This is a genomic window from Streptomyces sp. NPDC100445 (assembly GCF_044759735.1).
Taxonomy (GTDB): domain Bacteria; phylum Actinomycetota; class Actinomycetes; order Streptomycetales; family Streptomycetaceae; genus Streptomyces.
On record NZ_JBIVZV010000004.1, the window covers coordinates 521759 to 534938 of the forward strand.

Consider the following 13180-nt stretch of genomic DNA (forward strand, 5'->3'; position numbering starts at 1 on the left):
TCTCCCGGTGGTGTCGCTGCCGGCCCGGCGCCGTCCCGTCGGCGCGTTCCGTGCATCAAGGCACGCTATGGAGACGAATCGGGCGCGTCAATGAACGGCGGTCGGCATTACCGAACAGCCGGGGGTTCACGGCGTCCCGCCGCCCGTGCGGCGAAGCGCGCGCGGCGGTAATAGGCTCGGCTCATGGCCGGCCCAGTCCAGTCGATCGAACGGGCGGCGGCGATACTGCGCCTGCTCGCCGGTGGGCCCCGCCGACTCGGACTCGGCGAGGTGGCGGCCTCGCTCGGCCTGGCGAAGGGCACCGCGCACGGCATCCTGCGCACCCTCCAGCACGTGGACTTCGTGGAGCAGGACGCCGCGACCGGGAAGTACCAGCTGGGGGCCGCCCTGCTGCACCTGGGCACCAGCTACCTGGACGTCAACGAGCTGCGTTCGCGGTCCCTGAACTGGACCGACGCCCTGGCCGCCCGCAGCGGTGAGGCGGTGCGCCTGGGCACGCCCCTGGAGGGCAGGGTCCTCGTCGTCCACCACGTGTTCCGGCCGGACGACACCTTCCAGACGCTGGACGTGGGCTCGCTGCTGCCCCTGCACGCCTCCTCGCTGGGCAAGGTACTGCTGGCCTACGGGGCCGCGGCCGTCGAGCCGTGTCGGGAACCGGGCCTGGAGGCCTACACCCGGCACACCCTGGTGGACCCCGAGCGGCTGGGCCGGGCGCTGGCCGCCGTCAGGGAGGCCGGGTGGGCCGCCGAGGTGCAGGAGATGAGCATGGGCGAGGCCGGGCTCGCCGCACCGATCCGGGGACACGGCGGACTGGTCGTCGGCGCCGTCGGGATCTCCGGGCCGGTCGAGCGGCTCTGCGACGGCCAGGGGCACCCCCGGCCGGCCCTGGTCACCCTGATCCGCGAGGCCGCGCGGGCGATCTCCCGGGACCTGGGAGCCGCCCGCTGGTAGCGCACGACCGCCGCCCCACGATCCGTCGGAAGGCAGACCCGATCATGGCTGAACGGTATGTGATGTCGGTCGACCAGGGCACGAACTCGACCCGGTGCATCCTGTTCGACCAGCGGGGTCGGCTGGTCTCGGTCGCGCAGCGGGAGCACCAGCAGCACTTCCCCCGGCCGGGCTGGGTGGAGCACGACGCGGTCGAGATCTGGCAGAACCTGCGCCGCGTCGTGCCCGAGGCCCTGTCCGGCGCCGGTGTCGAACCGGACCAGGTCACCGCCATGGGCCTGGCCAACCAGCGGGAGACGACCGTGCTCTGGGACCGGCGGACCGGTGCCCCGGTGGGCCGGGCCCTGGTCTGGCAGGACACCCGTACGGGGCCGCTCGTCGAGGAGCTGAGGAAACACCCCGGGGAGGCCTTCTTCCTGGACCGCTGCGGCGTGCCGCCCTCGACGTACTTCTCGGCGCTGCGGATCAGGTGGCTGTTCGACCACGTCAAGGACGTGGAGCGGCGCGCCAGGGACGGCGAGGTGCTGTTCGGGACGATGGAGAGCTGGCTGATCTGGAACCTCACCGGGGGTGCCGGAGGCGGCCTGCACCTCACGGACCCCACCAACGCCAGCCGCACGATGCTGATGAACATCCGCACCCTCGACTGGGACGAGGAGCTGCTGGACTGCTTCGGGGTGCCCCGCCCGATGCTGCCCGAGATCAGGTCGTCGGCCGAGACGTACGGCGAGGCCGGCGCGGTGCTGCCGGGTGTGCGGATCACCGCGGCCCTCGGCGACCAGCAGGCCGCCCTGTTCGGCCAGACCTGCTTCTCCCCGGGCGAGGCGAAGTGCACCTACGGCACGGGCGGCTTCCTGCTGCTCAACACCGGCCCCGACCCGGTGCGCTCCCGGCACGGCCTGCTCACCACGGTCGCCTACCGGGTCGGGTCGCAGCCGCCGGCATACGCGCTGGAGGGGTCGATAGCCGTCACCGGCGCGCTCGTGCAGTGGTTCCGTGACCGGCTGGGCCTGATCAGCAGTGCGCCGGAGATCGAGACCCTGGCGCGGACGGTCGAGGACAACGGCGGCTGCTACATCGTGCCGGCCTTCTCGGGTCTGTTCGCGCCCCGCTGGCGCAGCGACGCGCGCGGGGTCGTCGTCGGGCTCACCTCGTACATCACCAAGGGGCACCTGGCGCGCGCCGTGCTGGAGGCGACGGGCTGGCAGACGCGGGAGGTCGTCGACGCCATGAACGCCGACTCCGACCTGCCGCTGCGGGAGCTGAAGGTGGACGGCGGCATGACCGCGGACAACCTGCTCATGCAGTTCGTCGCGGACGTGCTGGACGTGCCGGTGGTGCGGCCGATGGTCGCCGAGACGGTCTCCCTCGGCGCCGCCTACGCGGCCGGGCTCGCCGCCGGCTACTGGTCCGACCTGGAGGTGCTGCGCCGCAACTGGCACCGCGCCGCCCAGTGGCTGCCCGCCATGGACCCCGGGCGCCGCGAGTGGGAGTACGAGAACTGGCGGCGGGCCGTCGAGCGCTCCCTGGACTGGGTCAGGCCGCCGCATCCCGGCTGACAGGGTGGCTCCCGGTCCGCCGCGGGCGCCCGGCCCGGCTGGCTGCCCGCGGCGGACCGTTCAGGGGAACCGGGGGTGAAAGGCGCGTGAGGGCGCCGGGGCCGGTCGAGACCTTCTGCCGTGACCGCCGTGACGCTGCCGCTCATCCCGCCGATGCTCGCCACCCCCGGCGGCCTGCCCTCCGCCGCCCAGGACGAGCGGTGGGCGTACGAGACCAAGCAGGACGGCCAGCGGGTCATGGTCTACCTGCCCGGCGACGGCACCGTACTGCTGCGCGCCCGCTCCGGGGAGGACATCACCGGGGCCTACCCCGAACTCCGGCCGCTCGGCGCCGCCCTGGGCACCACGCCCGCCGTGCTGGACGGCGAGGTGCTGGCGCTGGACGCGCGGGGCCGGGCCGACTTCCAGCTGCTCCAGAGCCGGATGGGCCTCGCCCACGCGCCCGCGCGGGCGGCGCGCCGGGCCGCCCAGGTGCCGGTGCACCTGGTGCTGTTCGACGTGCCGTACCTGACCGAGCCGCTGGTGCGGCTGCCGTACGTCCGCCGGCGGGCACGGCTGGAGGAGCTGGGGCTGGCGGGACCGCACTGGTCGACGCCGGGCGCCGTGACCGGGCACGGCGCCGAGGCACTGCGGGCCACCCGGGAGCACGGCCTGGAGGGCGTGGTGTGCAAGCGGCTCGACTCGGTGTACGAACCCGGGATCCGCTCCCGCGCCTGGATCAAGATCCGCAACATGCGCGCCGAGGACGTGATCGTCGGCGGCTGGCTGCCCGGCCGGGGGCGGCTGGCCGGGCTGCCCGGGGCCGTGCTGGCCGGCCAGCGCGCGGGGGGCCGGCTGCGGTACGTCGGCGGGGTCGGCACCGGCTGGAGCGAGGCGGAGCGGGCCGACCTCGCTCAGCTGCTGCGGGACGCGGCGAGCGAGCGGTGCCCGTTCGACCCGGTGCCCCGCGTCGCCGACGCCCGCTGGGTGCTGCCCCGGCTGGTGGGCGAGGTCAGCTACAGCACGCGGACCCGGAACGGGATGCTGCGCCAGCCGTCCTGGCTGCGGCTGCGCCCGGACCTCACCCCCGATCAGTCCGCGGCGGACCTGCCGGAGGGCTTCGCCCGGTGACGGGACCCGACGGGATGTCACGTGTGTGACAGCTGTGCCCTCTTGGCAGCGGGGCGAGCGGCCGGGATGCTGAACTCCCGCACGTACACACGTCGTTGGAGGATGCTGTGGTCCCGCTCGTCCCGCGTCTCCGGCGCGGCAGGTGGTTCGCCGTGCTGGCCGGCGTCGCCGCCCTGGTCGTCGCCTCCCCCGCCGTCGCCTTCGCCGCCCCGCCCCCGGCGCTGCCGCGGAACGCCGAGCCGGCCGAACTGGCGTACCAGCCCGCCTTCGACTACGACACGGACGGCTGCTACCCGACGCCCGCGATAGGCGCCGACGGCACGGTCAACCCGGGGCTGAAGCCGACCGGCGCCCTCAACGGCAGCTGCCACGACGCCTCCGACCTCGCGAACACCAACAGCTACTCCCGCTCCACGTGCAACAACGGCTGGTGCGCCTATCTCTACGGCCTGTACTTCGAGAAGGATCAGGCGCTCCCCGGCAGCGGCATCGGCGGGCACCGCAACGACTGGGAGCACGTCGCGGTGTGGGTGCGGGACGGGCAGGTGCAGTACGTGTCGACGTCCAACCACGGCTCGTTCACCGTGCACCCGGCCTCCGAGGTCCGTTTCGAGGGCACGCACCCGAAGGTCGTCTATCACAAGGACGGCATCGGCACGCACTGCTTCCGGCTCGCCAACACCAACGACGAGCCGCCGGAGAACGACCGGCACACCTGGCAGTATCCGCCGCTGGTCGGCTGGAACGGCTATCCGGCGGGGCTGCGCGAGGAGTTGAGCGCGTACGACTTCGGCAGTGCCCACTTCGGTCTGAAGGACGGCGCCTTCGCCTCCCACCTGGCGTCGGCGAAGCCGTCCGGCATCCCGTTCGACCCCGGCGCCTGAACCGCCCGGCGCCCCGGCCGCCGTCACAGCGGTCTATCGTGTCCCCATGTCTGTGCCGGAACTCATCCGTATCGTGTCCCGCGACTCGCCCATGGCCCTGGCCCAGGTGGAACGGGTCCGCGCCGAGCTGGCCGTGCTGCACCCGGGTGTGCGCACCGTCGTGGTCCCGGTGCGCACGACCGGGGACAAGTGGCTGGGTGATCTCTTCGAGGTCGAGGGCAAGGGCGCGTTCACCAAGGAGGTGGACGCCGCCCTGCTGGCCGGGGAGGCGGACCTCGCGGTGCACTGCGTGAAGGACGTGCCCGCCGACCGGCCGCTGCCCGCCGGAACGGTGTTCGCCGCGTTCCTGGCCCGGGACGACATCCGCGACGCGCTGGTGCACCCCGGCGGGCTGACCCTGGACGAACTGCCGGCCGGCACCCGGATCGGCACCTCCTCGGTGCGCCGGGTCGCCCAGCTCGCCGCGGCCCATCCCCGGCTGGAATGCGTGCCGTTCCGGGGCAACGCCAACCGCCGGCTGGAGAAGCTCGCCGCCGGCGAGGCGGACGCGCTGCTGCTGGCGGTGTCCGGGCTGGAGCGCATCGGCCGGACCGACGTGATCAGTGAGGTGCTGGCGCCGGAGACGATGATGCCGCCGATCGGCGCGGGCATCCTCGCCCTCCAGTGCCGGGAGGACGACACGGAGCTGATCGACGCGGTCAGCGGGCTCGGCGACCCGGCCACCCACCGGGAGGCGACGGCCGAGCGGATGTTCCTGCATGTGCTCCAGGGCCACTGCAACAGCCCGATCGCCGGGTACGCGCGGGTGGACCACGGCGGGGAACTCTCCCTGCGGGCCTGTGTGTTCACCCCGGACGGCAAGACCCGGCTGAACGCCCACGAGTGGGCCGGCCGGCTCGATCCGGCGACGCTCGGCACCTCGGTCGCGGTGGCGCTGCTCCGGCAGGGCGCGCGGGAGATCATCGACGGCATCCCGCACTGAGCCCGGACGGGCCGGCCGCCCGCGTCAGGCGGTGCCCGGGTCCGCCTGGTCCTTGAGGAAGGCGCTCACCTGGTGGGCCAGGCCGCACGGGCCGGTACCGGCGGGCGCGGCCGCCGTGGCCCCCTCCACGACCCCGATCCCGCCGGCCCACAGCCGGCGCTCGCTCCACTCCTCCTCCACCCGGAGCTGCACCTGCACGTCCACGTGGGTGAGGGCGGCCTCGGGCGCGGCGGCGAAGACCACGGCGGTGGCCCGGCGCAGCGGATAGACGTCGAAGCCCTCGATGAACTGGGAGTTGCGCCAGTCGATGAAGGCGCCCTCGCCGTCCGGGCCGACCCGGACGTCGATCTGCCCGTCCTCCAGATGGATGCCGTAGTGGCGCGCGCCGCGGTTCTCGACGGTGACCCGGACGCTGAAGTACGTCAGCCCGGCGGCCGCGTCGTCCCGCCCGCGCGGCGGCTCCGCCGCCTCCAGGCGATGGACGCGGACCCGCAGACCGGCATGCTCCTCGTACTCCTGCCAGTCCCCGACCACGTTCGGCTCGTACACGGTGCCCCTCTCGACCCTCGAGAGCTGCTGTCTATCTGTGCGCTCAGCGCACTGTCAAATGAGCGGAATGCGCCGTGGCCAGGGGCTTAACCCCGGCTGATCGGTGATCAAGCGCTGCCCAGGAACAATCCGTCCGCGGCGCCCGCGGCCCGGCGGACGTGCGTGCCGCACATCACGTCCGCGAAGGTGACCGGCGGGCCCGCGCGGCGTCCGCGGGACGAGCCCGGCGAGCCGCGGACGCCGGTCAAGGATATTGTGGCGAATTAGTCGATATGTATGCATTTGTTTTGAGATGCGAGAGAACGGGAAAGCGGACAACAGTGCTTCGGACAGGAGGCACGTCCGTGGGAGCCGGCGCCGCCGGACGCCCCGGCGTCTTCCGGTCCGAGCGCACCTCCCACGGTGTCTGTCCATCCAGCACCTGCCGAAAGAGGTGCGCGCCATGCGTGTCACTGGCAGCACGAAGCCCCACCCCCATGACGACGCCCCGGACACGGGCAGGTCCTTCGAACGGCTGGCGGGGCTGCCCGACGGTCCCGAGCGCCAGGTGCTCCGGGACGAGCTGGTCCGGCTGTGGCTGCCCATGGCCGAGCGGATCGCCGTCCGGTTCCGCGGCCGTGGGGAGGCCCTGGAGGACCTCTACCAGGTGGCCGCGCTGGGACTGGTCAAGGCGGTGGACCACTACGACCCATCGCGGGGCCGCGCCTTCGAGGCGTACGCCGTCCCCACCATCACCGGGGAGATCAAGCGGCACTTCCGCGACCACATGTGGACCCTGCACGTGCCCCGCCGGGTGCAGGACCTGCGCAACCGGGTCCGCTCGGCGATCAAGGAGCTGGCGCAGACCACGTCCGGCCGGGCGCCGACCGTCGCGGAGATCGCCGCGCACACGCGGCTCAGCGAGGACGAGGTGCGTACGGGCATGGAGGCGCTGGAGTGCTTCTCCGCACTGTCCCTGGACGCGGAGGTGGCCGGCACCGACGGGTACGCCCTCGGTGACTCCCTGGGCGCGCCCGACCCGGGGTTCGACCTGGTCGTGGACCGCGCCGCGGTCAAGCCGTGCCTGGCGGCCCTGCCCGAGCGCGAGCGCACCATCCTCTACCTGCGGTTCTTCGGCGGTATGACCCAGAGCCGCATCGCCCAGCAGCTCGGCATCTCGCAGATGCACGTCTCGCGGCTGCTCAGCGGCTGCTTCGACCGGCTGCGCGAGGAACTCCTCGCCGAGAGCCGGGCGCGCTGACGTTACGCCCTACGCCTCCTCGGAGCCCGGCACCCGGATGGGGCCGTACCGGTCCAGGGCGTCCTCCAGCTCGGCGCGGACGTACGGGGGCAGGTCGCCCCGGCGCCCCCAGACGAGGATCATCTCCGCGATGTTGCGCAGCTTGATGTTGGTGTGCTGGGAGACGTCCTTCAGCACCTGCCAGCCCTGGTCCGGCGTGATCCGGCCGAGGGCGACCACCATTCCGATCGCCTGGTCGACGACGGCGTGCGAGACCATCGCCTCCTTCAGCTGGTCGACCTCCGCCTGAAGCGCGGCGACACGGTCCGGCTCGCTCTCCTCCATGCCTCCATCCTGCGCAGAGGCCTGGACCCCTGCCACCCGGGGTACTCGGCGTGCGCCCGACCCCCTCCCGGCCGGACACTGGATCGAGACCGGTGGCCGCCCGGCCCCGAGAGCAGGACGCGACTGCCATGAACCACGACACCCCCGCCGGCGGGCCGCGCAGGGACGACGTCGTCTCCACGCACTCCGTCTTCGGCGCCCCGTGCTGGGTGAGCCTGACCAGCCGCGATGTCCAGGCCACCCAGGACTTCTACACGGCGGTGCTGGGCTGGCGCTGGCGCGGCGCCGATCTGGGCGAACACTTCCGCATCGCCCTGGCGAACGGCGTGCCGGTGGCCGGGATCGCCGCCGTGGCCTCCATGTGGCAGATGGCCGTCGCCTGGACGCCGTACTTCGCCGTGCCGGACGCGGACGTGGCCGTCTCCCGGGCCCGGGAGCGCGGCGGCACGGCGGCGGTCGGGCCGCTGTCCTTCCCGCCCGGCCGGGCCGCGCTGCTCGCCGACCGGGACGGGGCCACCTTCGGCATCTGGCAGGGGGAACTGGTCTCCAACTGGGAGGCGTGGCGGCAGGCCGCGCCGGCCTTCGTGCGGCTGCACACCCGGGACGCCTTCGACGCCGCGATCTTCTACGGGGAGATCCTGGACTGGGCGTCCGGGCTGCCGGGCTGCTGCGAGGTCGAGTACGCGGGCGGCGAGGTGCTGCTGCGCAGCCGCGGCGACGTGGTGGCGCGCATCGACTCGGGCGCGGTGGGGGCCGCCCCGGACCCCTCGGTGCGGCCCCACTGGCAGATCCACTTCGCGGTGACCGACGTGGCCGGCTGTGCCCGCGCGGCGGAGAAGCACGGCGGCAGCGTGCTGCGCGAGGACGAGGACGAGGCGATCCTGCGCGACGCGGACGGCGCGCAGTTCACGGTGACCTCCAGGCGGGGCCACTGACCGCGCCGGCGACGGCCGCTCGCACCTCGCGACCGACCCCGGGGCCCGCGGGGGCCCCGGGGTCGGTCGCGTCGCCGGCCGGTCAGCCGTCGGCGCGCGACGGGCGGGACAGCAGGACCAGGCTGCGGGACTCCACGCGGAGCCTCGTGCCGGCCTTGCGCTCGCGTTCGTCGGGGACGCCCTCGGGGTCGGCGGTGTCGACCAGGGTGGTCCAGCGCTCGCCGAAGGAGTCGTCGGGGAGCCGGAAGTCGACCGGCTCCCAGTAGCCGTTGACGAGCAGCAGGAAGGAGTCGTCGGTCATCCGGCGCCCGTAGGCGTCGCGTTCGGCGATGGCGTCCCCGTTGAGGAACACACCGACCGAGTGCGCGTCGTCGCGCTGCCAGTCCCGGTCCGTCATCTCCCGGGCGTCGGGCCGCAGCCACATCAGGTCGGGCAGCGGCTGCTCGGCGTTGGTCGCCGTCTCGCCGCGGAAGAAGCGGCGGCGGCGCAGCACCGGATGCCCGGCGCGCAGGGCGATCAGGTGCCGGGTGAAGTCGGCGAGGGCGCGCTGCTCGTCGGTGAGGTCCCAGTCCACCCAGGAGATCTCGTTGTCCTGGCAGTAGGCGTTGTTGTTGCCGCGCTGGGTGCGGCCGAGTTCGTCGCCGTGGCAGAGCATCGGGATGCCCTGCGAGAGCAGCAGCGTGGCCAGCAGATTGCGCTGCTGACGGGCGCGCAGTTCCAGCACGGCAGGGTCGTCGGTGTCGCCCTCCGCCCCGCAGTTCCAGGACCGGTTGTGGCTCTCGCCGTCCCGGTTGTCCTCGCCGTTGTCCTCGTTGTGCTTGTCGTTGTACGACACGAGGTCGCGCAGCGTGAACCCGTCGTGCGCGGTGACGAAGTTGACGCTGGCGCGGGGCCGGCGGCGGCTGTGCTGGTAGAGGTCGGAGGAGCCGGTGAGCCGGGAGGCGAACTCGCCGAGCGCGCCGGGCTCGGCCCGCCAGAAGTCCCGTACGGCGTCACGGTACTTGCCGTTCCACTCCGACCACAGCGGCGGGAAGTTGCCCACCTGGTAGCCGCCCTCGCCGACGTCCCAGGGCTCGGCGATGAGCTTGACGCGGCTGATCACCGGGTCCTGCTGGATCAGGTCGAAGAACGCCGAGAGCCGGTCCACCTCGTGGAACTGCCGGGCCAGGGTGGCCGCGAGGTCGAAGCGGAAGCCGTCGACGTGCATCTCGGTGACCCAGTACCGCAGCGAGTCCATGATCAGTTGGAGCACGTGCGGATGCCGCATCAGCAGGCTGTTGCCGGTGCCGGTGGTGTCGTAGTAGTGCGCCCAGTCACCGTCGACCAGACGGTAGTAGGAGGCGTTGTCGATGCCCCGGAAGGACAGCGTGGGGCCTCTCTCGTTGCCCTCGGCGGTGTGGTTGTAGACCACGTCGAGGATGACCTCCAGGCCGGCCGCGTGCAGCGCCTTGACCATGGTCTTGAACTCGTTGACCTGCTGGCCGCGGCTGCCGAACGCCGCGTAGGCGTTGTGCGGGGCGAAGAAGCCGATCGTGTTGTAGCCCCAGTAGTTGGCCAGGCCGCGGTCCTGGAGGACGCCGTCCTGCACGAACTGGTGCACCGGCATCAGTTCCACCGCGGTGACGCCGAGCGCGGTCAGGTGCTCGGTCACCGCGGGGTGCGCGAGCCCGGCGTAGGTGCCGCGCAGCCGTTCGGGGACGTCCGGGTGGGTGGCGGTGAGACCGCGGACGTGGGCCTCGTAGATCACCGAGTCCGCGTACGGCGTCCTGGGCGGGCGGTCGTCGCCCCAGTCGAAGAACGGGTCCGTGACCACGCCCAGCATGGAGTGGCCGGCGCTGTCGGCCGGGTCGGGGCCGTCCGGGGCGCGCTCGTACAGGGAGGGGTGGTTGTCGATCTGGCCGTCGACGGCGCGGGCGTACGGGTCGAGCAGCAGCTTCGCCGGGTTGCACCGGTTGCCGAGCGCCGGCTGCCAGGGGCCGCGCACCCGGTAGCCGTAGCGCCGGCCGGGGGCGACGCCGGGCAGGTAGGCGTGCCAGACGAAGCCGTCGACCTCGTGCATCGGGACGGTGGTCGTGCCGCCGCCGTCGTCGACGAGGACCAGCTCGACGTGCTCGGCGACCTCGCTGAAGAGGGCGAAGTTGGTGCCCTGTCCGTCGAACGAGGCGCCCAGCGGGTAGGGGTGCCCGCTCCACACGGGCACCCCTTCGCGGGACTTGCGGGCGGTCACCGGCTGCCCTCCAGAACGGGGTCCCCGGCGGACGCGGCGAGCGCGGCCACGCGCGGGGCGCGCGGCACCTTCAGGCCGGTGCGCAGGGTGGGTGCGGGGGCGGTGGGCACCAGCGGGACGCGCTGGCCGGCGCGGGCCCGCTGCGAGAACCAGATGATCTTGGCTCCGGTCTCGGCGGCGCAGCAGCCCCAGCCGTCGCTCATGGCGGCGATGTCGGCCAGGCAGGCCCGCAGGTCCTGGTCGGGGCGCAGATCGGGGTCGTCGCCGCCGAAGGCCGTGATGAGGTGCTGACGGTTCCACCACATCTCGATGGAGGTGTGCTTGTCCGTGGCGTGCGCGTCGATCGCTCGCAGCAGCAGTTCCGCGCCGCGGCAGACGGGGTCCACGAGGTTGTCGAGGTCCCAGTGGCGGAGGTGGGCGGCCAGGATGCGGCTGACCTGTCCCACCCGTTCCGGGCTGACTTCCACGTCGAGGTGGTAGTAGCAGGGCACTGCGGTCTTCATCGTCGCTTGCTCCTCACCGGCGAAGCTCTCGCTCCCCTTACCCCGTCCGGGAGGGATCCCGGACACAAAGCGTGAGCGTTCATCGCTTCTGAGTCATCTCTACGGTGCGGCCGCTACGCCATCCGTGCAACACGAACACCCGGCACCCGTAATGGTTGAAGACCCAACAAGACGCTGCGTCGTGGTGCGTGCACCATGAGTGAAAGCCTCGATCGCCGTAACGGTGCCGCGCCTCCCCCCGCGCGGACACCACCCGACCGTCGGGAACGCGCCCGGTCGAGAGCGTGGAAGGTGAACAGGGCCATGCTGCTACCGGCCAAGGCCGAAGTGGCCCGGCAGTTGCGGCGGTACCGGGCGTGGGAGCGCGTGATGCTCGCCTCGCCGTACGACCGCACGGTCCGGGTCGCCTTCGAGGACTCGGGTTACACGCTGTGCGTGCTGATGGGCAAACGCTGCGCCCGCGAGGCCGCGGACGCAGCGGAACGCTATCTGCGCACCAACCCGGTCACCTACCTGCGCGAGCAGGGCGGTCGGCCGCAGCCGCGCCGGACGGCCAGACGAGCGACGCCACCGGAGCGGCGTTCCCCGGCGCCAAGCACCTGACCTGGCACCGTACAAGGCGTTCCTCTCGGGACCGGCACGGGCCGGCCCGACTTCGGATCGCGAAGCCGGGCCGGGTGCCCGGCTTCGCGCACGGCGGAGGTGAGATACATGCGCAGGACCCCGGCCATCGGCCGTGTACCGGTACGTGACGTCCGGCCGGCCGTGGACTGCGGCAGGCGCCCGGCGAAAGCGGTGACCGGGGAGACCTTCCAGGTGACGGCCACCGTGTTCCGCGAGGGGCACGACGCCGTGGGCGCGAACGTGGTCCTGCGCGATCCGAGCGGCCGCAGGGGCCCGTGGACACCGATGCGGGAGCTGTCGCCGGGCAGCGACCGCTGGGGCGCGGACATCACGCCGGACGCCACCGGCCGCTGGACCTTCCGCGTGGAGGCCTGGAGCCATCCGCTGGCGACCTGGCGGCGGACCGCGTCCGTCAAGGTGCCGGCCGGCATCGACACCGGCCTGGTGCTGGAGCAGGGCGCCGAGCTGTACGAGCGGGCGGCGGGCGGCGTCCCCAAGGGCCCCGAGCGGGACCTGGTGCTGGCGGCCGCGCGCGCCCTCGGCGACGACACCCGCTCCGTCCACCACCGTCTGAAGCCGGCGTTGTCGCCGGAGGTGGAGGCCCTGTTGGAGCGGTTTCCGCTGCGGGAGCTGGTGACGGCCTCGGAGGCGATGCCGCTGCTGGTGGAGCGGGAACGGGCGCTGTACGGCGCGTGGTACGAGTTCTTCCCCCGGTCGGAGGGGACCGCGGAGCAGCCGCACGGTACGTTCCGTACCGCGGCGCGGCGCCTGGAGGCGATCGCGGCCATGGGTTTCGACGTGGTCTACCTGCCGCCCATCCACCCGATCGGCACGACGTTCCGCAAGGGCCCGAACAACACCCTGACCGCCGGTCCCGACGACGTCGGGGTGCCGTGGGCGATCGGCTCGCCCGAGGGCGGCCACGACGCCGTCCACCCCGCCCTGGGCACCCTGGAGGACTTCGACTTCTTCGTGGCCCGCGCCGGGGAGCTGGGCCTGGAGATCGCGCTGGACTTCGCCCTCCAGTGCTCCCCCGACCATCCTTGGGTGGACAAGCACCCGGAGTGGTTCCACCACCGGCCCGACGGGTCCATCGCCCACGCCGAGAACCCGCCGAAGAAGTACCAGGACATCTACCCCGTCGCCTTCGACGCCGACATGGACGGCCTGGTCGCCGAGACGGTGCGCGTGCTGCGCCACTGGATGGACCACGGGGTGCGGATCTTCCGGGTCGACAACCCCCACACCAAGCCGGTGGTCTTCTGGGAACGGGTCATCGCCGAGGTCAACGG

13 protein-coding genes are annotated in these 13180 nt (G+C 72.9%); 9 read left to right on the top strand and 4 right to left on the bottom strand.

Translation table 11 applies throughout. The features are described from left to right. Positions 1 to 183 precede the first annotated feature (183 nt). The 5 genes from ACIQVT_RS13960 (at position 184) to hemC (ending at position 5486) form a co-directional block, all read left to right on the top strand. On the top strand, positions 184 to 951 hold the full coding sequence (locus ACIQVT_RS13960) for an IclR family transcriptional regulator (protein ID WP_403751750.1): 768 nt from the start codon (positions 184 to 186) through the stop codon (positions 949 to 951). Between the two features lie 44 nt (positions 952 to 995). Next, the gene (gene glpK / locus ACIQVT_RS13965) at positions 996 to 2510 is read left to right on the top strand and encodes a glycerol kinase GlpK (protein WP_403751752.1); all 1515 of its coding nucleotides are present in this window, start codon (positions 996 to 998) and stop codon (positions 2508 to 2510) included. A 129-nt stretch (positions 2511 to 2639) separates the two neighbouring features. Then, complete coding sequence (locus ACIQVT_RS13970) at positions 2640 to 3620, top strand: ATP-dependent DNA ligase (protein WP_403751813.1); 981 nt, start codon at positions 2640 to 2642, stop codon at positions 3618 to 3620. Between the two features lie 107 nt (positions 3621 to 3727). Further along, positions 3728 to 4504, top strand: a complete 777-nt coding sequence (locus tag ACIQVT_RS13975) for an NPP1 family protein (protein WP_403751754.1) — start codon at positions 3728 to 3730, stop codon at positions 4502 to 4504. Between the two features lie 46 nt (positions 4505 to 4550). Further along, on the top strand, positions 4551 to 5486 hold the full coding sequence (gene hemC, locus ACIQVT_RS13980; protein ID WP_403751756.1) for a hydroxymethylbilane synthase: 936 nt from the start codon (positions 4551 to 4553) through the stop codon (positions 5484 to 5486). A gap of 24 nt (positions 5487 to 5510) precedes the next feature. Here the strand turns inward: hemC and ACIQVT_RS13985 are convergent, their stop codons facing one another. Next, the gene (locus ACIQVT_RS13985) at positions 5511 to 6035 is read right to left on the bottom strand and encodes a hypothetical protein (protein WP_403751757.1); all 525 of its coding nucleotides are present in this window, start codon (positions 6033 to 6035) and stop codon (positions 5511 to 5513) included. A 442-nt stretch (positions 6036 to 6477) separates the two neighbouring features. Here ACIQVT_RS13985 and ACIQVT_RS13990 point away from each other — a divergent pair, with 442 nt between their 5' ends. Then, positions 6478 to 7275, top strand: coding sequence for an RNA polymerase sigma factor SigF (locus tag ACIQVT_RS13990; protein WP_403751759.1), 798 nt, complete (start codon positions 6478 to 6480; stop codon positions 7273 to 7275). A 9-nt stretch (positions 7276 to 7284) separates the two neighbouring features. Here ACIQVT_RS13990 and ACIQVT_RS13995 read toward each other — a convergent pair whose 3' ends face one another. Beyond that, positions 7285 to 7599, bottom strand: coding sequence for an ANTAR domain-containing protein (locus ACIQVT_RS13995; RefSeq protein WP_403751761.1), 315 nt, complete (start codon positions 7597 to 7599; stop codon positions 7285 to 7287). 128 nt (positions 7600 to 7727) lie between these two features. Here ACIQVT_RS13995 and ACIQVT_RS14000 point away from each other — a divergent pair, with 128 nt between their 5' ends. Beyond that, complete coding sequence (locus ACIQVT_RS14000) at positions 7728 to 8534, top strand: VOC family protein (RefSeq protein WP_403751763.1); 807 nt, start codon at positions 7728 to 7730, stop codon at positions 8532 to 8534. Between the two features lie 82 nt (positions 8535 to 8616). Here the strand turns inward: ACIQVT_RS14000 and glgX are convergent, their stop codons facing one another. Together glgX and ACIQVT_RS14010 are read right to left on the bottom strand one after the other, a co-directional pair. Further along, the gene (gene glgX / locus ACIQVT_RS14005; protein ID WP_403751765.1) at positions 8617 to 10761 is read right to left on the bottom strand and encodes a glycogen debranching protein GlgX; all 2145 of its coding nucleotides are present in this window, start codon (positions 10759 to 10761) and stop codon (positions 8617 to 8619) included. Then, positions 10758 to 11264, bottom strand: coding sequence for a pep a2 (locus ACIQVT_RS14010; RefSeq protein WP_403751767.1), 507 nt, complete (start codon positions 11262 to 11264; stop codon positions 10758 to 10760). The genes glgX and ACIQVT_RS14010 overlap by 4 nt, the downstream gene beginning before the upstream one ends. 303 nt (positions 11265 to 11567) lie before the next feature. Here ACIQVT_RS14010 and ACIQVT_RS14015 point away from each other — a divergent pair, with 303 nt between their 5' ends. Together ACIQVT_RS14015 and ACIQVT_RS14020 are read left to right on the top strand one after the other, a co-directional pair. Next, positions 11568 to 11867, top strand: coding sequence for a DUF5133 domain-containing protein (locus ACIQVT_RS14015; protein ID WP_403751769.1), 300 nt, complete (start codon positions 11568 to 11570; stop codon positions 11865 to 11867). Between the two features lie 108 nt (positions 11868 to 11975). Next, on the top strand, positions 11976 to 13180 hold a 1205-nt coding region (locus ACIQVT_RS14020; RefSeq protein WP_403751771.1), incomplete at its 3' end, for a maltotransferase domain-containing protein.